Origin of the sequence: Sporomusa rhizae, assembly GCF_041428845.1 — a bacterium.
Taxonomy (GTDB): domain Bacteria; phylum Bacillota; class Negativicutes; order Sporomusales; family Sporomusaceae; genus Sporomusa; species Sporomusa rhizae.
In genome coordinates this window covers 2,793,030-2,817,053 of record NZ_CP156925.1, presented here as the reverse complement: position 1 = coordinate 2,817,053, position 24,024 = coordinate 2,793,030, and the positions used below count along the sequence as shown (strand labels likewise).

The window sequence follows — 24,024 nt, the reverse complement described above, 5'->3', positions numbered from 1 at the left end:
TTAGGCAAGACTAACTTCATTGACAGGTACAATCAACAGTTATATAATATATACTATACAGGGGTATAGTAAGGAGGTCCAAATGCTAAACGAAAAAGAAAAGTCAGGCATTAGTAAAAGAATGCGCCGGATATGCGGACAAATTAACGGTATCGATAAGATGATTGATGATGGTCGCTACTGCGTAGATATTCTCCAACAAATTATGGCCGCCCGAGCAGCGCTTAATCAAGTGGCATTAATAATCATTGAGAGCCACACAAAAAGTTGTGTGGTCAATGCCATTAAAGAAAACCGTACCGATGAAGCGGTTGAAGAACTGATGGAAGTTTTATCGAAGTTTACTAAATAAATTGATGCTGAAAATGATAAGGAGAAAAAATTATGAATGAATCAAACAAAGCATCATTACAGACCGTTTTTTTTAAGATAGATGGTATGAGTTGTGCCGCATGCTCAAGCAGAGTCGAACGCGTACTCTCAAAGCTACCGGGAATTGAAAAAGCGGCTGTAAATTTGGCAGTTGAAAAAGCTACTGTCACTTTTGACAGTACTCAGATTACGTTTAATGAAATAACGAAGAAGGTTCAGGATCTAGGATATCGGGTTATCACAGATAAGGTAGATTTAAAGATTACCGGTATGACCTGTGCAGCTTGCTCAGGCCGGGTGGAAAAAGTTTTGGATAAATTGCCTGGCATTGCAAGCGCAGTTGTTAACTTAGCATTAGAAAGAGCTACAGTAGAATATTATCCGGGTGTAATTACTGTAACCGAAATTAAAAGCAGAATTGAAAAACTTGGTTTTGGTGCACATGATAGTTCAGATAATGCAGAAATAGATAAAGAAAAACAAGCACGTGAAGCTGAAGTAAAAAGACAGCGGCTTCGCCTGCTCATTGCTGCTGTATTTTCTCTGCCGCTGGTACTGGCAATGGCCTTGCATATGCTTGGCGTAATGGGTAACACTACCGAGTTGCTGATGAATCCTTATCTACAACTGATACTAGCTACTCCAGTACAGTTTATTGCCGGCTGGCAATTTTACCGTGGAGCCTATATGGTGCTTAGAAATGGCAGCGCAAACATGGATGTTCTGGTCGCACTCGGAACGTCGGCCGCCTATTTTTATAGTATCGCAAACATACTGCGTCACTCGCACGATTTATATTTTGAAACCTCAGCCATTTTAATTACGCTAATTATACTGGGTAAACTGCTGGAGGCCACTGCCAAAGGGAGAACGTCAGAAGCTATAAAGGCGTTAATGGGGCTGCAGGCGAAAACAGCCAGAGTGGTTCGTGACAACCAAGAAATTGATATCCCGTTCGAATTAGTTTTAGCCGGTGACATTGTAGTCGTGCGGCCTGGAGAAAAAATTCCGGTGGACGGCGTTATAGTTGAGGGAACATCAACTGTAGACGAATCTATGCTTACAGGTGAAAGCTTGCCTGTCGATAAAAAGACTGGCGACCCGGTAGTTGGTGCCACTATTAATAAATTAGGCACATTTAAGTTTGAGGCAACAAAGGTTGGCAAAGATACTGCCCTGGCGCAAATTGTACGTATCGTCGAAGAAGCGCAAGGGTCGAAAGCACCTATCCAGCGTTTTGCCGATGTGGTTTCTGGTTATTTTGTGCCGACAGTTGTAGGGTTGTCATTATTAACTTTTGCGGCTTGGTTCTTCCTCTTTGATCCAGGCAATTTTTCCAGAGCACTGGTTAATTTCACTGCAGTCCTAGTTATCGCTTGTCCGTGCGCCCTTGGTTTGGCAACACCTACCTCAATTATGGTAGGTACTGGCAAGGGAGCTGAGAACGGTATTTTGATAAAGGGTGCTGAGCATTTAGAAAATGCTCATAGATTAACAACCATCGTTCTTGATAAAACAGGAACAATTACCAAAGGGGAACCTGAAGTTACAGATATTGTGTCCCTGGCTGAACTTACAGAAGCAGAACTCCTGCAGCTGGCTGTCAGAACAGAAAAAAACTCAGAGCATCCGTTAGCACAAGCAATTGTTAACTATGGCAAAAAACAATCTTTATCTTTGGAAGACCCTGAAACATTTTCAGCAATTCCCGGTCATGGGGTTGCTGTTACCATTGACGGTAAACAAATATTCATGGGTACCCGAAAGCTCATGAAAATCCATAATATTGAGTTTGAGTCTGCCAGTTCCCAAATAGAAGCCCTAGAACTACAGGGTAAAACAGTCATGTTATTTGCTCTTGATAATAAGCTTTGCGGCCTTTTCGCAGTAGCAGATACTGTTAAAGATAATTCAGCCCAAGCGGTTGACGCACTAAAACAAATGGGTATTGAAGTATGGATGATAACAGGCGATAATACACGTACCGCTAACGCCATTGCGCAAAAGGTTGGTATAAAAAATGTTATGGCTGAAGTATTACCAGAAAACAAAGCAGAAAAGGTTGCCGCTTTGAAAAAAGAGGGGCAAGTTGTAGCCATGGTTGGTGACGGCATTAACGACGCACCGGCTTTAGCTACGGCCGATGTTGGTTTTGCAATCGGTACAGGTACTGATGTGGCCATTGAAGCAGCCGATATAACCCTTATGTGCGGGGATCTGACAGGGATTGTAGCTGCTATCCGTTTAAGTAAAGCTACAATGCGCAACATTAAACAAAATCTATTTTGGGCGCTTATCTACAACTCATTAGGTATTCCAGTGGCGGCAGCGGGATTTTTATCTCCCGTTTTGGCTGGAACCGCTATGGCGTTTAGTTCAGTTTCGGTAGTAACCAATGCGCTAAGGCTTAAACAGTTTAACCCTTATAAGGAGTGACCAGAGTGCTTAATGCTTATCTATTTGCCGGTATAGCAATGATACTTTGGGGACTTGCTCCGATTTTGGGGAAATTGGGGTTAGGGGCTACGCAGCCCTTAGCGGCATTAACTATCCGCAGCTTAGTTGTTACTATAATACTTTTGATTTTCGTAACTGCTTCAGGCCAGTGGGGTAATGTCACCGAAGTAAGTGCAAAAAGCGCTATATATATAGCGTTCGAAGGTATTTGTGCAGCCTTATTAGGCCAGTTGGCATACTATTATGCCCTTAAGTACGGGGAGGTTGGCCGAATATCTCCTGTTGTAGCTGCATTCCCTTTGGTAGCCTTAGCATTAGGAATTATAGTATTCGGTGAAAAACTCACCTTGAGTAAAATTATTGCAACCATAATGATTGTCGCGGGAGTAGTTATTTTAAAATATTAATTTAACTACACCCTACATTAATAATTAGAATCCAAGTATTAATTACAAAATAAAAGAAGCTCCCGTAGGAGCTTCTTTTATTACCATAAATTACAGATAAATTATTTATAAAAATATTATTTAAAAATTCCGAAGGGCTTTCCCACAGGAAGAAATGGTTTACCAAAATGCGTATTTAAAGTAGCGGCAGCACTGCCATAGAAGCCAACCAGTGCAATTATTAATTCAGCCCAAGCAGCAATTCCATGCCATGCATGACCTAAACCAAATGAATCAGCAGCAAGTCCAAGAAACAATATATCGATAAGAACGAAAATGGTAAAAAGAACTTTATGTGTTTCCATGGCACCGATTGTCATAAACACTGAAAAAATAAAAAAGCCGGCGAAAGCGACTCCGAGTTGTACACCATCAACATTAGAGGCTAATGCCGGGCCAAAAACTCCCATTTTAATCATCCACGACGTAGCTACCGATAACCAAAACAGTCCGTATGCCCCAAAGGCTGTTGCCCCAAATGTGTTATTGTGTTTAAAATCATTAAAGCACGCAATCATTTGAGCAATTGCTCCAAGAAAAACAGCCCACGGAATAACAAAAGAAAACCCTGTTGTCCAACCTAATTTTTGTGTAGAAGCTACTAAGGTAACCATTGCCAACCCAAAAAGACCTAGGCCACTAGGGTCAGCAGTAACGATTTTTACTGCCTGAACATTATTGGTATTGTTGCTCATGCAAGACCTCCTAAATATGTAATATCATTTAAAATATCATAACGGCAATATTATGTCAATCTGATGTTTTTTTTAATCACTGTGGAACTTATTTCTTTCTAACTCAAGCCAATTTAATGGTATAAATTTACTTTATAAAACTAATAGTAAAGTTACTTTTACGTTTACGGTTCCATATAAAAACAAATAATAAAAAATAATTGCCTATTGCTTTTGACAAGCATTGATAATTTTGGTATATTTAAATAAAGAAAACCTATCATAATACTCGGAAAAGCCAAATTGGGAGAGAGGCTACTGTGAAACTTTCAACTAAAGGTCGTTATGGCGTTGCTGCTATGTATGATTTGGCCTTACATTATGGAGAAGGAGCCATTTCGCTTAAGAGTGTGGCTCAACGTCAGGGAATTTCTGAACATTATCTAGAGCAGTTAATGGGCACACTACGGAAGGCCGGGTATGTTAAAAGTGTTAGGGGAGCACAAGGTGGCTATGCCTTAACAAAAGACCCGACAAAAATTTCCGTTGGGGATATTATCCGGGTTATGGAAGGTCCTATTGCCCCGGTTGACTGTCTGTTAGCAGATGATGGCAGCAGAACTTTCTGTGAACGGGTTGATATATGTGTGACCCGTGGTGTTTGGGCTAAAGTTAGAGACAGCATTACGTCAGTACTGGATTCAATTACTCTTGCTGATTTATGCAAAGAAGAAAAGGGACAAGGAGTTGAGTAATATGAAACGTGTTTATTTTGACCATTCGGCTACCACCCAAGTTAACCGGGAAGTTGCCGAATTGATGCTGGAATATATGACCGAAAAATACGGCAACCCGTCCAGCGTCCATTCTTTTGGCCGTGAAGCGCGGAAAGCAGTTGAAGAAGCCCGTGAAAGAATAGCTGCCCTGTTTAATGCCAAACCAAACGAAATTATCTTCACTAGCGGTGGTACAGAAGCAGATAACTTAGCTCTTAAAGGTGTAGCTTTAGCAAACCGTAAGAAAGGTAATCATATTATTACTACAGGTATTGAACACCATGCAATTATGCATACCTGTGAATATCTTGAGAAACAAGGCTTTACTGTTACGTATTTGCCTGTTGACGAAAATGCTATGATCCGCATGGAAGACTTAAAAAATGCCATTACCGACAAAACGATACTTATTAGCATTATGTTTGCCAATAATGAAGTTGGTACAATCCAGCCAATAAAGGAAATCGGGCAGCTGGCGCGAGAAAAAGGCATCTATTTCCACACAGATGCTGTCCAGGCCGTTGGCAGTCATCCTATTGATGTAGAAGAATTAAATATTGATTTGCTTTCACTGGCAGGTCACAAATTCCATGCCAGTAAAGGGATCGGGGCCTTGTATGTACGCCGTGGCGTTAAATTAGAAGAAATCCAACATGGCGGCGCTCACGAACGCAACATGCGTGCCGGTACTGAAAACGTGCCGGGAATTGTTGGCTTAGGTAAAGCAGCCGAACTTGCCAAGCGGGATCTTGACAAAAAGATTGCCTACATTAAAGGCTTACGTGACAAACTTATTGCCGGTGTTATGGAAAAAATTCCGCATGTTAAGCTCAACGGCCATCCTGAGAGCAGACTGCCAGGTAATGCTAATTTTAGCTTTCTCTATATTGAAGGTGAGTCTTTACTCCTGAATCTTGACATGAAAGGTATTGCCGCTTCAAGTGGTTCAGCCTGTACTTCCGGCTCGCTTGATCCATCACATGTATTATTAGCTATGGGTTTAACCCACGAAGTAGCTCATGGCTCACTTCGAGTCACCCTTGGCCAGGACAATACAGAAGAAGAAGTTGACTACTTCTTAGAAGTGATACCCGAGATTGTAGAACGTCTGCGCAGCATGTCGCCGCTTTATGGCAGTGCAGCAGAGTTTAAGCCGTCCAATCCTTGTTCCGCCTGTCATCACCACCACTAATTGATTTTTAGAGGAGAGGAAATATTATGTATAACGAAAAAGTCATGGATCATTTCACAAATCCCCGCAATGTTGGTGAAATAAAAGATGCTGCGGGAGTTGGTGAAGTTGGAAACGCCAAATGTGGCGACATTATGAGAATCTATCTACAAGTAGAGAACGACATCATTACTGATGTTAAATTTAAAACTTTTGGATGCGGAGCTGCCATTGCTACCAGCAGCATGGTAACTGAAATGGTAAAAGGTAAAAAACTTGATGAAGCCTTAGAAATTTCTAACCAGGCGGTAGCAGAAGCTCTGGGTGGTTTACCCCCAGCAAAAATGCACTGTTCTAATCTAGCAGCCGACGCACTACATGAAGCTATCAAAGACTACATTGCTAAAAAAGGAAAGTGATTCATTAATGGCAGACAAACCCAGAGTGGTTGTAGCCATGAGCGGAGGGGTGGACAGTTCTTTAACTGCCGCCCTTCTTGTTCATCAAGGCTATGATGTTATAGGCGCAACAATGCAAATATGGGAAAAGGAACGGGAAAATAATGACAATCCTGACAGCAGAAGCTGTTGTTCAATTTCCGCTATCGATGATGCCCGGCGAGTTGCAAATACACTAGGAATTCCTTACTACGTCCTTAATTTTAGGGATATGTTTCAAAAAACTGTTGTTAACTATTTTATGGATGAATATTCAGCAGGCCGGACACCTAACCCATGCATTGCATGTAACCGCTATGTAAAGTTTGAAGGTCTTTTGCGCAAAGCATTGGAGCTCGGAGCGCAGTATGTGGCAACAGGACATTATGCACAAATTATGTACGATGAACAGCGCCAGCGTTACATTCTCCGTAAGGGTGTTGATCCTGCCAAAGATCAGTCGTATGCGTTATATCATCTTAACCAGCATACCCTTAAGCATTTTTTAATGCCATTAGGCAGTTTTAATAAAACCCAGACACGAGCAATGGCTAAAGATTTAGGGTTATCAGTTGCCAATAAACCTGACAGTCAAGAAATTTGTTTTGTACCGAATGACGACTATAAAGCGTTTCTTAAAGAGCGTATTCCAGCATCATTAAAACCGGGAAACATTATAGATGTTTCCGGTAAAGTTTTAGGAAAACATCAAGGGGTACAGCTATATACTATTGGGCAGCGTAAAGGGTTAGGCTTAGCGGTAGGTAAACCATTATATGTTGTTGCCCTTGACGCTGAACGCAATGAAGTTATTGTTGGCTCAGATCAAGATGTTTTCGCATCTGAGCTGATTGCCGGCGACCTGAATTTCATTACAATAGATAATATTGAAAATCCTATGGTGGTAGAGGCCAAAATTCGGTATAGCGCGCCGCCCGCACAAGCTGTCGTAACCCCAATAGGCGGCGGACAAGTTCACGTAAAATTTGATGGTTTGCAGCGAGCAATAACACCCGGACAATCTGTAGTATTTTACCATGATGATATTGTTATCGGCGGCGGCATTATTTCAAAAGTAATTAAATAGCAACAATTTAATAATACTTCAATTGATATAAACATCCTCAAATTGGTCATACTAATAATACAATCTGTTCTGGAGGCCTACTATGCAAAAATTACGTGATTTACTTGGCCTGCCGGTGCTTATCATCGGGACTGGTGTGCAGATTGGCGAGGTAAAAGAAGTAATTCTTGACTTGGAACACGCTGCCGTCCGTGGTATCCTTCTCAGTGATGCAACTTGGTTTTCTAATGATCAGGGTATATTATTTAAAGATATATTCCGGGTAGGCAGAGATGCTGTTATGGTTCGAGCAGCCTATGCCATTCAAGAACTATCAATGACCAAAATGCCTGGAATTGTCTATCACTTGTGTGATTTGCTTGATAAGCAGATCTATACTGAGACTGGAGTAAGTATAGGAGTCCTAGTAGACGCCATTTACAATGAGGCCACAGGTGAAATAAAAGCTTACGAAATTTCGGACGGTCTTATCACTGATTTGTTATATGGCCGCAAAATTATGCCTTTACCACAAGCACAAGTTGTCGGTCAGGATAAATTAATAGTTCCAGACACTATGACCAATCTTCTTATACCTGAATCAAAAGAGGTGTGAGGTGTTATATCATGACAACTTGTCCTGTATGCGGACAACGAGGTATTGGTAAAGTAGGTGCCGACCAGTACTACTGTTGGGATTGTTGTGTAGAGTTTATGGTGCGCAATCAGGATCTAAAAGTTTTCAACGTTGAGGCCGATGGCACATTAACTCTATATGACGATTTGACGCAGGGTACTGTTAATCTAGAGGTACAAAAGGGGTGATATGATGCGCAGCAAGTTTTGGCAAGGGTTACTATTTGGCGGACTTGTAGGAACAGTACTCGGCGCCATCATAGGTCCCATGGCTAAACCACAGAAAAAGCCGCTGCTTGAGCGCAGTACCAACGCAGTAGCCGATACGACCAAGGTTTTAATGAGGGATGCGCGACGGGCTCGCAAGCGGTTGATGAAAAAACTGGATTAATTTTCCGGTGAACATGGAGGCCAGCAGGGTCTCCTTTTTTTACCCAAATGAGTAGCCTAGCAGGATAGGGGCAACGCCTTGACGCAAGCCGCGTTTATGTCGGGAGGAAAATATGCGGTTTACAAAAAAGCAATTCAGACTTATTATTATACTGATATTTATAACTGCAATTGTATATTTTCTATGGCTGGTTCGCAGTGAACTTTACCCATTTCTGATTGCATTAGTTCTGGCATATCTACTCAATCCGGCTGTATGCTTTCTGGAAGAAAAGGGATTGTCCCGGAGTTTGGCAATTACATTAGTATATATTGTTTTATTTACAGTTGTTGTGTTAGGCGGAGCCAAGCTAATTCCTATTTTTTTACGAGAGTTAGAAAACTTTTCCGGAGCATTACCTGATATTTTAAGTAAAGGTGAAGAATTATTCTATCTTATACAAAACCAATATCAAAATTCCGCTTTGCCGCATTCGATGCGTACCGCTATTGATGATTCAATATTATTACTACAACAGGAAGGACAAAACTTTACCCGGGAATTAGCAAATAGCGTATTGGGTCTGGTATCCCATTTCATTGGTATTGCCATTACACCAATTTTGACATTCTATTTTTTACATGATTGGCATGAAAACAAAGAAAAAATTATGTCCTTAGTGCCTTGCCGCTGGCGCCATGAATTGCTCTTAGCAATCAAAGATATTGATAAGGTGTTAAGCGGAGTTATTCGAGGCCAAATTACGATCGCCATTATTGTAGGTATACTGGTTAGTAGCGGATTGTACCTGTTTAATGTTCCATTTGCGTTGCTAATAGGAATTGCCGCTGGCCTGTTGGACATCATTCCGTATTTTGGTGCCTTTATTGGAGCGGCACCGGCAATAATGCTGGCATTACTAGAATCACCTATTTTAGCTGTAAAAGTGGGACTATTATTTTTGGTTATTCATCAATTAGAGGGCAGCATAATTAGTCCTAAAATCTTAGGGGAAAGCGTAGGTCTTGATCCAATAGCAGTTATCTTCTTTTTATTTGCCGGCGGCGAACTATTCGGTGTTTGGGGCATGCTGTTGGGGGTTCCTGTCGCAGCTATTGGTAAAGTAGTACTTAAACATAGTATTAAGTTATTGATGTAGTCTTTTTCACCAGATATTGACACTAAATCTTAAATCGTAGTATAATTCCACCAGAATATTGGATAAAATTGCGCACATTGGAGCTGATTAAATTGAAACAATTAACCGGAAACGAACTAAGAAAACTGTTTCTGGATTTTTTTGCTAGTAAAGATCATTTGATTCAGTCAAGCCACTCACTTATTCCTGAAAATGATCCTACCTTACTTTTAATAGGTGCCGGCATGGCTCCGTTTAAACCTTTTTTTACGGGAAAAATGAAGCCGCCCCATCCTCGCATTTCCACAAGCCAAAAATGTGTTCGGACAGGTGATATCGAGAATGTTGGCCGTACTGCCCGCCATCATACTTTCTTTGAAATGCTTGGTAATTTCTCTTTCGGAGACTATTTTAAAAAGGAAGCTATTACTTGGGCCTGGGAATTTTTAACCGAACAGCTTGAGCTGCCCAAAGACAAGCTGTGGATTACCATACATACTGGTGATGATGAGGCTTTCGATATTTGGCATAACGATATTAAAATACCCGCCAATCGCATTATTCGGATGGAAGAAAACTTCTGGGAAATTGGCCCTGGACCTTGCGGACCTTGCTCAGAGATACATATTGATTTAGGCGAAGAACGCGGTTGCGGCAAACCTGATTGTGCCGTTGGCTGTAACTGTGACCGGTACTTAGAAATTTGGAACCTTGTCTTTACCCAGTTTGACCGCGATGAAGCAGGGAACTACACCCCGCTTGCCAAGAAAAATATTGACACCGGTGCTGGCCTTGAGCGAATTGCTTCGGTATTACAGAATAAGCGTTCAAATTTTGAAACCGACTTATTATACCCAATAATTGAATATGCGGCCAAGGTCGCCGGAGTTACTTATGGAAAATCTCCTAAAACTGACGTATCTCTTAAGGTAATTGCTGATCACGGGCGCAGTATGACAGTCATGATTGGTGATGGGATATTACCGTCCAATGAAGGTCGCGGCTATGTTCTAAGAAGAATCCTCCGCCGGGCTGTGCGTCACGGCCGCCTAATGGGTATTGAAAAACCATTCCTTACCAGTATTGTGGATGTAGTTACCGATATTTTCGCTGAAGTATACCCGGATATCAACGACAAAAAAGCCTATATTAAAAAAGTAATACAATTAGAAGAAGAGCGCTTTAATACTACATTAGCCCAAGGCATTGAACTTTTGAACAAAGAGGTTCAAGAGCTTTCACAAGCTGGCCAAACCGTACTTGACGGTACAACTGCTTTTAAACTTTATGATACCTTTGGCTTCCCTTGGGAACTTACCGAAGAGATTCTAAGTGAACATAACATGACTTTGGATAAACAAGGCTTCGATCAGGCCATGACGGAACAGCGCGAACGTGCGCGTGCCGCCCGCCAAGATAATGAGGAAAAGGTTGTTATTCCCGACTTATCCCATTTAGTGACAGAAAATCTTCGTCATGATCCTAAAGCAGAAGCTGCTAACATAGTTTTACTCCTCAAAGAAGGTAAAATTGTTGAAGAAGCTTTTGACGGGGACGACATAGCTGTGATTTTAGACGTTACACCGTTCCATGCTGAAGGCGGCGGCCAAGTTGGCGATACAGGCGTTATTAGCAGCTCACTAGGCAAAATTAAAATTAGTAATACAAAAAAACTGCCTGACGGAACCATTTATCATGTAGGTCAAATTACTGAAGGTTCGTTTAAAACCGGAGAAGCTGTAAGGGTTAATGCCGATGTTATAAGACGTCGTCATATTGCCCGAAACCATACAGCAACTCATTTACTACACGCAGCATTAAAACAAGTACTAGGCGACCATGTCAACCAAGCCGGTTCTTCTGTTGACGATAACCGCCTACGCTTTGACTTTACCCATTTTGCCCAAGTTACCCCGGAGCAACTCGCGAAAGCCGAAGAAATTGTAAATGATGTTGTCTTAAATAATTTCACGGTAGGCATCATTGAAACCACCCAGGATATTGCTAAGGGAATGGGTGCTATGGCACTATTCGGAGAAAAGTATGGCGACATAGTGCGGGTAGTAGTTATTGATGGGTTTAGTAAAGAATTGTGCGGGGGCACGCATGTAGATGTCACTGCAGAAATTGGTTTATTTAAAATCGTCAGTGAAGCCGGCATTGGTTCAGGTGTACGCCGTATTGAGGCTGTTACAGGCTACGGAGCGCACGAATACTTAAAAATCCAAAACGAGCTGATCAAAGAAGCTGCTGTAGCACTGAAAACCCGTCCCGAAGAAATTGTATCCAGAATTGATGTACTTAACGGGCGTGTTCGTGAGTTAGAAAAAGAAGTAAGTACATTAAGTACTAAACTTGCCAAAAACGAAGTGCAAGACCTCTTAACTAGCGTCAAGGATATTAACGGCGTGCAGGTAGTTCTTGGTCAAGTAGCTGCAGCCGATATGGAAAATTTACGCGCTACGGGGGATATGGTACGAGACCGTCTTCAGTCTGGTGTAGTGGTTCTTAGTGCCGTCTGTGGTGATAAAGTTAATTTCGTTGCTATGGCAACAGCTGACTGTATTAAAAAAGGAATTCACGCCGGTAACATTATTAAAGAAGCAGCGAAGGCAGCTGGCGGCGGCGGCGGTGGTCGTCCTGACATGGCACAAGCTGGTGGTAAACAACCGGAAAAAATCGGAGAAGCTTTACAGGCCGCCGAGCAAATGATTAAATCTCAGATTAAGTAAGTATAAGTAACAGGCAGGCTTTTCGCCTGCCTGTAAAAATTTAACCTAAATTAACAGGAAAAATAAAGTGCAAGGTAGAATATATAGGTCAATACTTTGTAGATAATATAAGGGAGGAGGAGGCTTCATGACCAACACATCCCAAGAAACAATGATGTTTAAAGTGAATAATGACGAAACAAATGCAGCCGAAGTGATCCTAACTACTGTTTACCAGTCCTTAAAGGAAAAAGGATACAACCCGATAAATCAATTGGTTGGGTATCTTTTATCAGGTGATCCGACGTATATTACTAGCCACAATAATGCCCGTAGTTTGATAAGAAAGCTAGAACGCGACGAAATAATTGAAGAGTTAGTTCAGGCCTACCTAAAAGGTAAATAAATGGATTACCGTTTACTTGGCCGAACAGGACTTTCGGTATCAAGATTATGTTTTGGTGGATTAACCATTGGCCCCTTGCAGTCAAAACGACCGTTGGCAGAAGGTGCTGCCGTTATTCGGTCTGCGTTTGCTGCTGGGGTCAACTTTATTGATACTGCGGAATTGTATGGTACATATCCCTATATTCGAAAAGCAATCCCCGGCATCAAACAAGACATAATTATTTCTTCTAAGTCCTATGCTTATACTTATGAAGATATGCGTAAGAGTGTAGAAAACGCCTGTCGTGAGATTGGGCGGGATTATATTGATATATTTATGCTGCATGAACAATCATCCCGAATGACGTTAAAGGGCCATGCCGACGCACTACGATATTTATCCGATGCTAAACAACAAGGAATTATCCGGGCAACAGGAGTTTCAACCCATACAATTGATGTAGTCCGGGCTGCCGCGTTAATAGAAGAAATAGATGTAATCCATCCCATAATAAATATCAAAGGTATTGGAATTACAGATGGAACTGCCGAAGAAATGCTTGAGGCTATCCGTTTTGCAGCAGAATGCGGCAAAGGCATTTATTCCATGAAGGCTTTAGGCGGCGGTCACTTAAATGGTATGGCGGCACAAGCATTCGCTTGGATATTAGCGCAAACCGGCATTACTTCAATTGCCGTAGGCATGCAGACAATCGATGAAGTATTACTTAATACAGCGATTTTTTCAGGTAAGACTCCTGACAACGGTTTGTGGGATAAGGTAATTACTGCCCCCAGAAAACTTCTTGTTGAAGAATGGTGTGCCGGTTGCGGACAATGTGCTATACATTGTCCAATGGGGGCAATAACTGTCGTTGACGGCAAAGCTGCTGCAAACTACGATAAGTGTGTACTTTGCGGCTATTGTGGCGCATACTGTCCGGAATTTTGCTTAAAAATAATTTAAGGCTAAAGAGTAAAAACAATGGATTTTGACTAATATTTTGGAGGTTTTATGCGTATACTAGCACTTGATGTTGGGGATAAAACCATTGGTGTAGCTGTCTGTGATGAATTGAAGCTAACAGCCCAAGGGGTTGAAGTCGTTAAACGTACAACACCAGCTAGAGACTTTGCCAGGCTTAAGGAGCTAATCGTCCAGTATCAAGTGGGACTTATTGTCGTTGGCTTACCTAAAAATATGAATGGTACAATTGGGCCGCGGGGCGAACTAGTCAAAGACTTTGCTGAATCAATGTCACAAGTTATCCCAGATATCGAAATTAAGTTCTGGGATGAAAGACTTTCTACCATAGCCGCGGAAAAGTCATTAATAGCCGCTGACGTCAGCCGAGCCAAACGGCGTCAAGTAATCGATAAAATGGCAGCGGTATTTATATTGCAGGGTTATCTTGATAGTTTACCCCGAACAGAATAGCTCTTCCATAGGTTTCCTTGACAGGATATGGTTTGTAAGATACAATTACATTGCGTATGAGTAAAATGAGGTGAAAAAATGTCTAACGAAAAAGACGATATTATGGAGTTTGAAGATGAGCCAGTAGTAGTCATGACTGACGAAGAAGGCAACGAATACTATTATCGCGAAGATATGATTGTTCCTGTTGGTGAAAAACGTTTTGCCATTCTGGTTCCAATTGATGTGGATGAAGAAGGCTGTGAATGCGGCGACGATAGATGCGATTGTGGCTGTGAAGATGAAACTGACGTATTTATTGCACGTATTGATGTCGATGAAAACGGCGAAGAAATCTATGTTGATCCAACTGATGAAGAATTTGAAGCCGTTCGTAAAGCCTACGAAGAAATGGTTTTTGAAGACGAGGAAGAGTAAACGAAAGAAGCCGATAGGCTTCTTTTTTTTCCGGGTAGAAAATATATGACTTTCACTTGATTAACCTTCTGTGCCACATTTATTTTTACTAATTGTCTGGCCTGCCATTCTTCTTTACGGTCCCCAAAAACGCCTTATTATATATATGTTTGTCTATATTGACTATTTTATATTATAATGTAATAAGCTTGTATTAAAAGGAAAGGGCGTTAGTGAATGCTAATGTTAAATAATTTAATATCAAAACAAGTTATAGTTGGAATACTAGCTGTTTTTATTCTAAGCCTTAGCATTATTCTTGGCTGGATATTTTCCCAGCCTGCTGGTACCGGCAAAGAACCAGTAGTTATAACTATCAAAGCAGGCACTCCTGCCAAAGTCATTGCAGAGAATTTAGAAGGTCGCAACCTCATTAAAAGTTCTTTAGTATTTCGTGTAGCGGCCAAAATCGAAGGCATGGATAATTCACTGCAAGCCGGAGAATATGTAATTAGTCCGAATATGTCTGTCCGGCAGATTCTTCTTATGATGTCACAAGGTCAGACAGCTTACCAGCAAATTACTATTCCCGAAGGATATACTGTTGACCAGGTTGCTGAGCTTTTAGGAGAGAAGAAGCTAGCCAACCCTGACAAATTTAAGTCTTTGGCTAAAAAATATGCTCCATATCCGTATATGCAACCTAATCCAAATACAAAATACAGTGCCGAAGGATTTATTTTTCCTGACACATACCGTCTAGCGAAAGGAATTAGCGAAGAAGAAATTCTGGTAATGATGGTTAAACAATTTGATTCGAAATTCACTCCCGAAATTCGGCAACGGGCAAATGATTTAGGCATTTCTCTGCGTGATGTAATTATTATGGCCTCACTGGTCGAAAAAGAAGCAAAATTAAGTGAAGAAAGATCAATAATTGCCGGAGTATTCGCCAATAGAATTAAGTTAGGGATGCCTTTGCAATCATGTGCTACTATCCAATATATTTTAGGGTATCCCAAGGCAGAACTTACCATTAATGATACTCAGATTGCTTCTCCTTATAACACTTACCAAATTCCCGGGTTACCACCGGGCCCGATCGCGAATCCGGGCATTGCCTCGATTAAAGCTGTACTTTTTGCGGACAAGACCGAGTACTTATATTTTGTTGCTGATAAACAAGGCAAACATCATTTTAGTAAAACCTATGAGGACCATTTGGCGGCGATTAGTCAGGTGCAGATATAATATGGTTAATCTAAAAAAAATAGTAACTGATATGCAAGAATACGCCTCTATACATAATGTGCCAATTATTAGCCCGGAAGGCAGTCGCTTGCTGCAAGAGGTAGCTGACGCTGCTAAGCCTTTATCAGTCTTAGAGCTTGGAACAGCAATTGGGTACTCAACGCTTCTTCTGGCTACTTCGATGAAACAAGGCGGCCAAATAACGACAATTGAGCAAGATGAAGAACGGATAAGTATTGCAAAACACTTTATAACGCAAACTAATTTAGTCGACCAAATTAACTTTATTGCCGGTGATGCAGGGGCAATATTACCTGAACTAACTGGCAAGTATGACCTAGTATTCATTGATGCGGCCAAGGGACAATATCTTGATTATTTGCGCAAAGTTCTGGATAAACTTTCTCCAGGAGCCGTTATCCTTGCTGATAATGTGTTATTTAGGGGTTGGGTGCTAGGAAATAGCACCGCGCCGAGACGTTTTCGCACAATTGTTAAACGGCTCAGAGATTACCTGGACTTTGTGACAACTGACAAACGGTTTAAAACAGTGGTTCACCATATTGGTGATGGTATAGCCGTATCGTATTATCAGGGAGAGACAAGTATATGAAAAAACCGGAACTTTTAGCGCCTGCGGGCAACCTAGAAAAATTAAAAATGGCACTTATGTATGGTGCGGATGCAGTCTACATGGGTGGTAAAGCCTTTGGCCTACGTGCATTTAGCGATAATTTCGAAGATATCGAGCTCAAACAGGGGATTAATTTCGCTCATAGTTTAGGCAAAAAGGCCTACATAACTATAAATATCTTTCCTCATAATGAAGATTTACCGGATTTGCCGGATTATATAAAATCGGTTGCGGCTATGGGTGCAGATGCTATCATTGTTTCTGACCTTGGGGTATTTCGCATTGCCCGCGAGGTTGCTCCAACATTGCCTGTCCACATTAGTACCCAAGCCAATAGCGTAAATTGGTCTACAGTTAAGTTCTGGCAGGAGCTTGGCGCTTCAAGGGTAGTTTTAGCCAGAGAGCTTTCCCTGGACGATATAACACTTATTCGAGATAAAGTTGATATTGAGCTAGAGGCTTTTATTCATGGCGCTATGTGTATATCGTATTCCGGACGTTGCCTGATAAGCAATTATTTGACCGGCCGGGATGCTAACAGAGGCCAATGCGCACAACCTTGCCGCTGGAAATATCATTTAGTTGAAGAAAGCAGACCGGGTGTATATTTACCCGTAACAGAAGACGAACGGGGAACATATATATTTAACTCCAAAGATTTGTGTCTCATTAATCACTTACCAGAACTGATTGATAGTGGGTTAAACAGTTTCAAAATTGAAGGCCGCATGAAAAGCGTTCACTATGTTGCCACAGTTGTTAAAGTATACCGTGAAGCAATTGATAGTTACTGCACTTCGCCGGATACTTTCCATATTAAACAAGAATGGCTCGATGAATTGCAAAAAGTGTCACACCGCGAATATACAACTGGCTTTTACTTTAATAAAACCAATGAAAATGATCAGATTTATACATCCTCAAGCTATACGCAAACCCACGATTTCATTGGCCTTGTAAAAGAATATAATTCGGAAACACGCCTGGCAGTTGTTGAACAGCGTAATAATATGAAGGTCGGCGAAGAAATCGAAATTACACAGCCTGGGGAAGAACCTTTTATACAAAAAATCAGCCAAATGTTTGACGCAGAGGGTAGTTCGATCGAAGTAGCTCCACATCCGCAACAAATTGTTGCTATGCCTATGGCTAAACCAGTAAAACCGTATGCTATGCTGAGACGGCCTGAAATACGGCGGGAGCGCTAATGGAAAGTATAACTAATAAACCAATTTATATTCAAGTCGAGCCTAAGAACATCAATTTCGTTAATCGCATTATGGAAGGTTATGAATATTTAGGAGTGGTAAGCACACTCGATCACACAGAAGGAATACTGGTTATTCGAGCAACTCCGGATACTGCAGTTGAAGCCCGTGAAATACTAGATCATCTTCCGATTGACATTAAGTATATTGAACGCTGAAATTGCATAACTGTTTGCTGATATAAGCCATACTATACCTATCTAATAAGCTTAGAAGGTGGCAGTGTGGCTTATTCCAGTACACGGTTGATAAAATTGGTTTTATTTTTTTTGGTCCTGTCGGGACTCTTAATAACAAGGTTGTTTTATCTGCAAATAATTCAAGGTCCGTACTTGGCGTTAGAGGGGCTTAGTATTCGTATCCAAGAGTTGCCGGTAGAAGTCTCCAGAGGCGAAATACTTGACCGTAACCGTCTGCCATTAACTAATACTGCCCAACAATTTAGTGTAATTGTTTTTCCTGGACAAGTCGAAAATAAAACTACTCAAACATTGATTGCGCTTAATTCTGTGTTAAATTTGTCCTCAGAGCAGCTAAAAGCAGCTGTAAACCATTTAAACACCAGTGAATATCCCTTTAGGTTAGCGGGCGATATTGGTAGCGAAACTGCATTTAAAATCAACCAGTTGCAAATACCTGGAATAATTGCGGTTGCGGAAAAAGTCCGCTATGGTCATGGAGTACTGGCTGCTCATGTAGTAGGTTATATCAATTCTGCCGACAATAAAGGGGTAAGTGGAATTGAAGGCATGTACGATGAATTGTTGCACGGCAGTCAACCCGAATATGTTGCCGCAATAGTAGATGCCGGACAACAATTGATTCCTGGTCTGGGTTATAAACGCATGAAGCTGACAACAAATAACCGGGAAAACAATGTTGTGTTAACTATTGACAAACAAATTCAACAAAAAGTCGAAGAAATCATGGATCATACTATTGTAAAAGGCGCTGTGGTGATTATGCGGCCAACTACGGGTGAAATAGTAGCGATGGCTTCGAGACCAGCATTTGATGCCAACAATCTTAGTCGATATTTAGATCAGAGCAGTGCTCCTTTATTGAATAGGGCAATTTCTGCCTATCAGCCTGGGTCAGTATTCAAACTAGTTGTCGCTGCTGCTGCTTTAGAAAACAAAACAATACGCATGAATGATGTTTTTTTTGATGCAGGATATATAGATGTCAATAATGTCAGATTTCAAGGCTGGGATTATGACCAAGGACCAAAAGGCCGGTTGACAATTACCGAAGCTATGGCCCATTCCAGTAACCCTATTTTTATTGAGGTGGCTCTAAAACTAGGAGCTGACAAGCTTATTGAGATGGCGCAAAAGTTGGGGTACGGTTCGCGAACCAATCTTGATTTTTTAGGTGAGAGTGAAGGAAATTTACCTAGTGCAAGTCAACTCTATCCGGGGGATTTGGCTAACTTAGCTATCGGTCAGGGATTTTGTGAGGCAACTCCCGTACAATTAGCGCAGACGGTGGCCACCATTGTAAATGACGGAGTAAAGGTTGAACCTTATATTGTATCCATGCTGACAAGTACTGACGGTGCTACCGTAAAAGAGTTCCAAACACGTCCCAGCGTAAGGGTAATGTCTCGTCAAACGGCTGAGAAGCTAAGAACTATGATGACAGCGGTAACTCAGTACGGTACCGGACAAGCGGCTTACGTCGAAGGCTTTGGCTCAGCAGGAAAAACCGGATCAGCCGAAACCGGACGAACCAATACCGTGGGGAAAGGCATAAATCATGCTTGGTTTGTCGGCTATACACCACTCGAGCACCCTAAATATGTTATCGTTGTTTTTGTGGAAGAAGGGATGTCTGGCGGCAATGTAGCTGCCCCCATTTTCCGAGAAATTGCAGCATCCATCTTAAAAAATTAGCCCTGTAAGATTGCCTATAAACAGTAGTAGTCAAAATAAAAAATGTATGCTAAAATGTAAAAGTTGGTATATACATACACTTATAAATTGGACAAACAAGTGCCGAATTTGAGTGTTGCTGGAGATGATGAAGTGGAAGTTAAAACCGAAAAAGTTTTGATTATTCATGGACCTAATCTGAACCTGCTTGGTCAACGCGAGCCTGGAATATATGGTTCAACTACGCTAGAAAATATCAATAGTTTGTTACATGAACGCGCAGCAGAACTGGGTTTGGAATTGAGCATTATTCAAACCAATCATGAAGGTGTTATGGTTGATACCATTCAGCAAGCGCAAGGAGAATATGCTTGCATTATAATTAATCCGGCAGCATTCACTCATTACAGTATTGCTGTTCGTGATGCCTTGGCAGCTGTAACTATTCCGGCAATTGAAGTGCATTTGTCTAATATTTACCGTCGCGAGGAATTCCGACATCATTCAGTTATCTCACCTATAGCAATTGGGCAGATATCCGGTTTTGGATCACATGGCTATCTTCTGGCCTTAGAGGCAGCTTGGCGTTTAATAAGGAGCGCATAAATTATGATACAAAAACGTTTGACAAATTTGCATCAATTGATGGAAAAACATAATCTTGGCGGCATTATTATAACCAAACCGGAAAACCGCCGATATTTTAGCGGCTTTACCGGTTCGGCGGGATTGCTGCTAGTTAATAGACAATCCCAAAAGTTAATTACTGATTTTAGGTATATTGAACAAGCTAAACAGCAAGCACCACTTTACCAAATTGTCCGTCATAAAGCTTCTATTTTGGATACATTGGCAGAGAATGCAAACAAATTAGGGAAGGTGCGCATAGGTTTTGAGAGTGATTTTGTAACCTGGGAAATTCATAGAAACCTTGTAAATTGCCTCCCCAATGCAGAACTAATCCCAATTCAAATTGATGCTTTACGGATGATCAAAGATGATAATGAGCTTACATTGCTCAGGAAGGCTGTCGAAATTGCCGATTCGGCGTTTAACCAAATACTGAGCATAATTAAACCGGGTGTAACCGAACTTGAAATTGCATCAGAACTGGAATATCAGATGCGCAAACTTGGTTCGGCCAAACCGGCTTTTGACACAATTGTTGCATCAGGAGCAAGAGGAGCTCTACCACACGGTCTAGCTTCTACTAAAGTTATTGAAACTGGAGATTTTATAACCATTGATTTTGGAGCAGTCTACCAGGGTTATCATTCCGATATGACACGAACCGTAGTAGTAGGGAAAGCTACTGCTAAGCAACGTGAAATATATAATATTGTTTTAACTGCCCAACTGGCAGGCATTAAAGCTGTAAAAACCGGAAAATCCGGGAAAGATGTCGATGCTGTATCCCGGCAGATAATTAGCGATGCCGGTTATGGTGAATATTTTGGCCACGGTTTAGGACATGGGGTTGGCCTTGTTATTCACGAAGATCCCCGGCTTTCGCCCTCAAGCAACAGTATCTTAGCGGAAGGCATGATCGTGTCTGTCGAACCCGGGATTTATCTTCCGGACTGGGGCGGTGTACGCATTGAAGATTTGGTTGTTGTTTCTGCTACTGGTTGTACCATTCTTACAACCAGCGGCAAGGACTTAATAGAATTAGGTATTTGACCGACTATGGGGAGGCTTATTAATGATTTCTGTTAGTGATTTTCGTACAGGAGTAACCGTTGAAATTGATGGCGATGTTTGGCAAGTAGTTGACTTCCAGCACGTGAAGCCGGGCAAAGGTGCGGCATTTGTTAGAGCCAAATTAAAAAATGGCCGTACTGGTGCCGTGGTTGAACGTACTTTTAATCCTAGTGAAAAAATGCCAAAAGCACATGTTGACCGTCGCGAGATGCAATTCTTATATGAAAGCGATGGAATGTTCAATTTAATGGATAACGAAACTTTCGAACAAATTGAGTTATCCGCTGAACAAATGGGAGATGCCCGTAAATTCTTAAAAGAAAATATGAACATCGCCGTGTTATTCTTCCAAGGAAACGTTATTGGTATTGATTTGCCAATGTCAGTTGAACTTACTGTTGTTGAAACCGACCCGGGAATCCGTGGCGATACTGCTACTGGCGGCACCAAACCGGCTAAGCTGGAAACCGGCCATGTTGTACGTGTGCCACTGTTCATTAATATTGGTGAAGTTTTAAGAATAGACACCCGTACTGGTGATTATATTGAACGCGCCTAATTAGCGGTTCTTAAAACCCCCTGAAAGTTATGTTTTAATAAGCATTGGACATACTAGAAATAGTATCCGAAGCTTAAGATATAGCTAAAGGGGGTTTTATTTTTATGAGAAATCTTAAGGAAAAAGTTGCCTACTTACATGGCTTAACCCAAGGTCTTAATGTTAATGAGCATTCATCTGAAGGCAAGATTTTGCTCCAAATTATTGACGTACTTGATTCTTTCGCTGATGAGGTACAGCATGTTAATTTGGTGCAAATGGAACTGGAAGAATATGTAGAGTCTATGGACGAGGACTTAACCGATCTCGAAGAAGAAATTTACGAAGAAGAATATGATATCGATGATGACGATGAAGATATGTATGAAGAAGTTTTTGAAGATGATATGGTCGAAGTCGCTTGCCCGGAATGCCATGAATTAGTTACCTTTGAGTCGGATATATTGGACGACGATGAAGCTATTGAGGTTACTTGTCCCTATTGCGGCGGTGTAGTGTATGATAATTCTTTGGACGTTACCGGCGACTATACACATAATATAAGAAGCTCCAATCACATCATGCATCCTGGAGTATAATAAGCACTTCATCCCGGGTGAACCCCGGGATTTGTTATGACTTGGACTAACCAAGTCTCTTTTTTTTTGGCATAAATTATTTTTACCAACATATCTATGTAAAGAAACGGTAAGAGACAAGTTTCTTTATCAGAATTTCTAAGGATGAAAAAGAATGAAAAGTATTCGAGTAATTCTTAATCGGGACATTTGTCCTGTTTTGCCTTCTCATATTGCTAATTTAATTATGTCCCTATCAGACAATACTCTAAATAAGGTTACCGAGATTCGCATAAGAAGTAATCAACCATTATTACTTATCTTAGATAATCGTGACATTATGGTCACTATATCCAACCCAACCTCAGGCAAATCTGAAAATTACTACTGCAGCAGTGAGGACTTGGCCAGAACATTCCAGCTAATTTGCAAAAACTCTGTTTACGCCTTTGAAGAAGAAGTAAGACAAGGGTATTTAACAATTAATGGTGGTCACAGGGTTGGCTTAGCTGGACAGGCAACAGTCTTCGACGGAACAATTAACACCCTAAAAAATATTAGTTCTTTAAATATCCGTATTGCCAAAGCTATCCCTGGATGTGCCGATAAAGTTCTTCCGTTTATAATTGACACTCGAAATCAAAGAGTATTCAATACTTTACTTATTTCACCGCCTCGTTGTGGCAAAACAACAATTTTGCGGGATTTAATCCGGCAATTGAGTATAGGAAATCCTAATTTAGGAATTACAGGTGCGCAAATTGGTATCGTCGATGAAAGGTCAGAGATTGCAGCATGTAAAAATGGTATTCCCAGTATTGATTTAGGGCCGCGGGTTGATGTTTTGGATGCTTGTCCAAAAGCTAGCGGAATGCTGATGCTAATTAGATCGATGGCTCCCGACATAGTAGCAACAGATGAACTGGGCCGATTGGAAGACGTTACGGCTATACGTGAAGCTCTTCAAGCTGGGGTTAGTGTACTTGCTACTGCTCACAGTCAGACTCTTCAAGATTTAAATGAACGTCCCTATGTTAACGAATTAGTAAAACAAAATTTTTTTCAACGGTATGTAATTCTTAGTAAACGATTTGGGCCAGGTACTGTCGAGGAAATATTTGATTCCTGTCAAAGCAAAGCTTTATATACCTGTCAAAATGAGGTGAAAGTATGTGGCTGAAAATTATCGGAAGTCTGATGGTTATTACGGCTACAGCCTGTATTGGCTTTAACCTAGCGGCACAATACATAGAACGGCCAAAACAAATCAGACAGTTAATTAGTTGTCTTTCGGCTTTAAAATCCCATATTAATTATGCAGCAACTCCTTTGCCGGAAGCATTGAACATATGCACAAACGGTATCACCGGTCCGGTAGCAGATCTGTTTCATACCATGTCAGAATTATTAACTACTAATGGCTGGTTGACACCACAGGCAGCTATGGAACAATCCTTTAACGAGGTAAATAATCTGGTACTTAAAAAATCGGAACAAGAAGTGTTGGCAGTATTTAGTGCTAATTTGGGCGGGATGAATCGGGAAGAACAGCAAAAATCTTTGAATTTGGCACATGAACAACTGTCCCGGATTCAGTATGAAGCTGAAAAACTATGCGAACAAAATGTCAAAATGTATCGGTATTTAGGCATTTGCGGAGGTCTCATTGTAGTAATCGTCTTAGTATAACTTATTTTAGCATTAG

Annotated in this window: 28 protein-coding genes; 27 read left to right on the top strand and 1 reads right to left on the bottom strand. The window is 41.2% G+C overall.

The annotated features are described in order from the left end of the window. Positions 1-82 precede the first annotated feature (82 nt). Genes SRRS_RS13210 through SRRS_RS13200 form a run of 3 tightly spaced genes read left to right on the top strand, consistent with a single transcriptional unit; the run spans position 83 to position 3,236 of the window. Positions 83-352, top strand: a complete 270-nt coding sequence (locus SRRS_RS13210; RefSeq protein ID WP_371369514.1) for a metal-sensitive transcriptional regulator — start codon at positions 83-85, stop codon at positions 350-352. Between the two features lie 32 nt (positions 353-384). Continuing rightward, complete coding sequence (locus tag SRRS_RS13205) at positions 385-2,808, top strand: heavy metal translocating P-type ATPase (protein WP_371369512.1); 2,424 nt, start codon at positions 385-387, stop codon at positions 2,806-2,808. Between the two features lie 5 nt (positions 2,809-2,813). Further along, a complete protein-coding gene (locus tag SRRS_RS13200) occupies positions 2,814-3,236 on the top strand; it encodes an EamA family transporter (RefSeq protein WP_371369510.1) in 423 nt (140 codons plus the stop codon). Positions 3,237-3,352: 116 nt separating this feature from the next. On the opposite strand, the gene SRRS_RS13195 is transcribed toward SRRS_RS13200, so the two are convergent. Continuing rightward, positions 3,353-3,970 carry an acetate uptake transporter gene (locus SRRS_RS13195; protein ID WP_371369508.1) on the bottom strand — a complete coding sequence of 206 codons (618 nt, stop codon included), beginning with the start codon at positions 3,968-3,970 and terminating at the stop codon, positions 3,353-3,355. A gap of 299 nt (positions 3,971-4,269) precedes the next feature. Between SRRS_RS13195 and SRRS_RS13190 the strand changes: the two genes are divergently transcribed. The 24 genes from SRRS_RS13190 (at position 4,270) to spoIIIAB (ending at position 24,008) form a co-directional block, all read left to right on the top strand. After that, positions 4,270-4,704 (top strand): Rrf2 family transcriptional regulator, encoded by a 435-nt coding sequence (locus tag SRRS_RS13190; RefSeq protein ID WP_371369506.1) that lies wholly within the window; start codon positions 4,270-4,272, stop codon positions 4,702-4,704. A gap of 1 nt (position 4,705) precedes the next feature. After that, positions 4,706-5,917, top strand: coding sequence for a cysteine desulfurase NifS (gene nifS / locus SRRS_RS13185; RefSeq protein ID WP_371369504.1), 1,212 nt, complete (start codon positions 4,706-4,708; stop codon positions 5,915-5,917). Positions 5,918-5,943: 26 nt separating this feature from the next. After that, complete coding sequence (nifU, locus tag SRRS_RS13180; protein ID WP_371369502.1) at positions 5,944-6,315, top strand: Fe-S cluster assembly scaffold protein NifU; 372 nt, start codon at positions 5,944-5,946, stop codon at positions 6,313-6,315. Between the two features lie 7 nt (positions 6,316-6,322). Next, positions 6,323-7,420 carry a tRNA 2-thiouridine(34) synthase MnmA gene (gene mnmA, locus SRRS_RS13175; protein ID WP_371369818.1) on the top strand — a complete coding sequence of 366 codons (1,098 nt, stop codon included), beginning with the start codon at positions 6,323-6,325 and terminating at the stop codon, positions 7,418-7,420. Positions 7,421-7,502: 82 nt separating this feature from the next. Beyond that, on the top strand, positions 7,503-8,015 hold the full coding sequence (locus tag SRRS_RS13170; protein ID WP_371369500.1) for a PRC-barrel domain-containing protein: 513 nt from the start codon (positions 7,503-7,505) through the stop codon (positions 8,013-8,015). Between the two features lie 11 nt (positions 8,016-8,026). Continuing rightward, positions 8,027-8,224, top strand: a complete 198-nt coding sequence (locus SRRS_RS13165) for a hypothetical protein (protein WP_371369498.1) — start codon at positions 8,027-8,029, stop codon at positions 8,222-8,224. Between the two features lies 1 nt (position 8,225). Next, positions 8,226-8,426, top strand: coding sequence for a hypothetical protein (locus tag SRRS_RS13160; RefSeq protein ID WP_371369496.1), 201 nt, complete (start codon positions 8,226-8,228; stop codon positions 8,424-8,426). 112 nt (positions 8,427-8,538) lie between these two features. Continuing rightward, on the top strand, positions 8,539-9,564 hold the full coding sequence (locus tag SRRS_RS13155; RefSeq protein WP_371369494.1) for an AI-2E family transporter: 1,026 nt from the start codon (positions 8,539-8,541) through the stop codon (positions 9,562-9,564). Between the two features lie 92 nt (positions 9,565-9,656). Then, on the top strand, positions 9,657-12,275 hold the full coding sequence (gene alaS / locus SRRS_RS13150; RefSeq protein ID WP_371369492.1) for an alanine--tRNA ligase: 2,619 nt from the start codon (positions 9,657-9,659) through the stop codon (positions 12,273-12,275). A gap of 127 nt (positions 12,276-12,402) precedes the next feature. Continuing rightward, positions 12,403-12,660: an IreB family regulatory phosphoprotein gene (locus SRRS_RS13145; RefSeq protein ID WP_371369490.1), complete on the top strand. Its 258-nt coding sequence runs from the start codon at positions 12,403-12,405 to the stop codon at positions 12,658-12,660. Then, entirely contained in the window at positions 12,661-13,608 is a 948-nt protein-coding gene (locus SRRS_RS13140; RefSeq protein ID WP_371369489.1) for an aldo/keto reductase, read from the top strand. Positions 13,609-13,656: 48 nt separating this feature from the next. Next, on the top strand, positions 13,657-14,079 hold the full coding sequence (ruvX, locus tag SRRS_RS13135) for a Holliday junction resolvase RuvX (protein WP_371369487.1): 423 nt from the start codon (positions 13,657-13,659) through the stop codon (positions 14,077-14,079). 78 nt (positions 14,080-14,157) lie between these two features. Next, on the top strand, positions 14,158-14,496 hold the full coding sequence (locus SRRS_RS13130) for a DUF1292 domain-containing protein (RefSeq protein ID WP_371369485.1): 339 nt from the start codon (positions 14,158-14,160) through the stop codon (positions 14,494-14,496). Positions 14,497-14,712: 216 nt separating this feature from the next. Then, a complete protein-coding gene (mltG, locus tag SRRS_RS13125) occupies positions 14,713-15,726 on the top strand; it encodes an endolytic transglycosylase MltG (RefSeq protein ID WP_371369483.1) in 1,014 nt (337 codons plus the stop codon). Position 15,727: 1 nt separating this feature from the next. Next, entirely contained in the window at positions 15,728-16,339 is a 612-nt protein-coding gene (locus SRRS_RS13120; RefSeq protein ID WP_371369481.1) for an O-methyltransferase, read from the top strand. After that, positions 16,336-17,568 (top strand): U32 family peptidase, encoded by a 1,233-nt coding sequence (locus SRRS_RS13115; RefSeq protein WP_371369480.1) that lies wholly within the window; start codon positions 16,336-16,338, stop codon positions 17,566-17,568. Before SRRS_RS13120 ends, SRRS_RS13115 begins: the two co-directional genes overlap by 4 nt. Continuing rightward, positions 17,568-17,786: a DUF4911 domain-containing protein gene (locus tag SRRS_RS13110; protein ID WP_371369478.1), complete on the top strand. Its 219-nt coding sequence runs from the start codon at positions 17,568-17,570 to the stop codon at positions 17,784-17,786. The genes SRRS_RS13115 and SRRS_RS13110 overlap by 1 nt, the downstream gene beginning before the upstream one ends. A 66-nt stretch (positions 17,787-17,852) precedes the next feature. Beyond that, on the top strand, positions 17,853-19,523 hold the full coding sequence (locus SRRS_RS13105; RefSeq protein ID WP_371369476.1) for a peptidoglycan D,D-transpeptidase FtsI family protein: 1,671 nt from the start codon (positions 17,853-17,855) through the stop codon (positions 19,521-19,523). Between the two features lie 132 nt (positions 19,524-19,655). Further along, positions 19,656-20,108: a type II 3-dehydroquinate dehydratase gene (gene aroQ / locus SRRS_RS13100; RefSeq protein WP_371369475.1), complete on the top strand. Its 453-nt coding sequence runs from the start codon at positions 19,656-19,658 to the stop codon at positions 20,106-20,108. 3 nt (positions 20,109-20,111) lie between these two features. After that, entirely contained in the window at positions 20,112-21,182 is a 1,071-nt protein-coding gene (locus SRRS_RS13095) for an aminopeptidase P family protein (protein WP_371369474.1), read from the top strand. A 22-nt stretch (positions 21,183-21,204) separates the two neighbouring features. Beyond that, the gene (gene efp / locus SRRS_RS13090) at positions 21,205-21,762 is read left to right on the top strand and encodes an elongation factor P (RefSeq protein WP_371369472.1); all 558 of its coding nucleotides are present in this window, start codon (positions 21,205-21,207) and stop codon (positions 21,760-21,762) included. Positions 21,763-21,866: 104 nt separating this feature from the next. After that, positions 21,867-22,340: a CD1247 N-terminal domain-containing protein gene (locus SRRS_RS13085; RefSeq protein ID WP_371369470.1), complete on the top strand. Its 474-nt coding sequence runs from the start codon at positions 21,867-21,869 to the stop codon at positions 22,338-22,340. A 154-nt stretch (positions 22,341-22,494) separates the two neighbouring features. Beyond that, positions 22,495-23,499: a stage III sporulation protein AA gene (spoIIIAA, locus tag SRRS_RS13080; protein WP_371369468.1), complete on the top strand. Its 1,005-nt coding sequence runs from the start codon at positions 22,495-22,497 to the stop codon at positions 23,497-23,499. Next, positions 23,490-24,008, top strand: a complete 519-nt coding sequence (spoIIIAB, locus tag SRRS_RS13075) for a stage III sporulation protein SpoIIIAB (protein ID WP_371369466.1) — start codon at positions 23,490-23,492, stop codon at positions 24,006-24,008. Before spoIIIAA ends, spoIIIAB begins: the two co-directional genes overlap by 10 nt. Positions 24,009-24,024: the final 16 nt, after the last annotated feature.

Bases quoted from the DNA above. Each gene is read 5' to 3' on its own strand.
- SRRS_RS13130 (WP_371369485.1), top strand. From the start codon at position 14,158: ATGTCTAACGAAAAAGACGATATTATGGAGTTTGAAGATGAGCCAGTA.
- SRRS_RS13085 (WP_371369470.1), top strand. From the start codon at position 21,867: ATGAGAAATCTTAAGGAAAAAGTTGCCTACTTACATGGCTTAACCCAA.
- SRRS_RS13110 (WP_371369478.1), top strand. From the start codon at position 17,568: ATGGAAAGTATAACTAATAAACCAATTTATATTCAAGTCGAGCCTAAG.
- SRRS_RS13170 (WP_371369500.1), top strand. From the start codon at position 7,503: ATGCAAAAATTACGTGATTTACTTGGCCTGCCGGTGCTTATCATCGGG.
- SRRS_RS13120 (WP_371369481.1), top strand. From the start codon at position 15,728: ATGGTTAATCTAAAAAAAATAGTAACTGATATGCAAGAATACGCCTCT.
- mltG (WP_371369483.1), top strand. From the start codon at position 14,713: ATGCTAATGTTAAATAATTTAATATCAAAACAAGTTATAGTTGGAATA.
- SRRS_RS13205 (WP_371369512.1), top strand. From the start codon at position 385: ATGAATGAATCAAACAAAGCATCATTACAGACCGTTTTTTTTAAGATA.
- SRRS_RS13095 (WP_371369474.1), top strand. From the start codon at position 20,112: ATGATACAAAAACGTTTGACAAATTTGCATCAATTGATGGAAAAACAT.
- spoIIIAA (WP_371369468.1), top strand. From the start codon at position 22,495: ATGAAAAGTATTCGAGTAATTCTTAATCGGGACATTTGTCCTGTTTTG.
- SRRS_RS13155 (WP_371369494.1), top strand. From the start codon at position 8,539: ATGCGGTTTACAAAAAAGCAATTCAGACTTATTATTATACTGATATTT.
- SRRS_RS13165 (WP_371369498.1), top strand. From the start codon at position 8,027: ATGACAACTTGTCCTGTATGCGGACAACGAGGTATTGGTAAAGTAGGT.
- SRRS_RS13160 (WP_371369496.1), top strand. From the start codon at position 8,226: ATGATGCGCAGCAAGTTTTGGCAAGGGTTACTATTTGGCGGACTTGTA.
- nifU (WP_371369502.1), top strand. From the start codon at position 5,944: ATGTATAACGAAAAAGTCATGGATCATTTCACAAATCCCCGCAATGTT.
- SRRS_RS13195 (WP_371369508.1), bottom strand. From the start codon at position 3,970: ATGAGCAACAATACCAATAATGTTCAGGCAGTAAAAATCGTTACTGCT.
- mnmA (WP_371369818.1), top strand. From the start codon at position 6,323: ATGGCAGACAAACCCAGAGTGGTTGTAGCCATGAGCGGAGGGGTGGAC.
- SRRS_RS13115 (WP_371369480.1), top strand. From the start codon at position 16,336: ATGAAAAAACCGGAACTTTTAGCGCCTGCGGGCAACCTAGAAAAATTA.
- SRRS_RS13210 (WP_371369514.1), top strand. From the start codon at position 83: ATGCTAAACGAAAAAGAAAAGTCAGGCATTAGTAAAAGAATGCGCCGG.
- SRRS_RS13140 (WP_371369489.1), top strand. From the start codon at position 12,661: ATGGATTACCGTTTACTTGGCCGAACAGGACTTTCGGTATCAAGATTA.
- spoIIIAB (WP_371369466.1), top strand. From the start codon at position 23,490: ATGTGGCTGAAAATTATCGGAAGTCTGATGGTTATTACGGCTACAGCC.
- SRRS_RS13145 (WP_371369490.1), top strand. From the start codon at position 12,403: ATGACCAACACATCCCAAGAAACAATGATGTTTAAAGTGAATAATGAC.
- efp (WP_371369472.1), top strand. From the start codon at position 21,205: ATGATTTCTGTTAGTGATTTTCGTACAGGAGTAACCGTTGAAATTGAT.
- nifS (WP_371369504.1), top strand. From the start codon at position 4,706: ATGAAACGTGTTTATTTTGACCATTCGGCTACCACCCAAGTTAACCGG.
- ruvX (WP_371369487.1), top strand. From the start codon at position 13,657: ATGCGTATACTAGCACTTGATGTTGGGGATAAAACCATTGGTGTAGCT.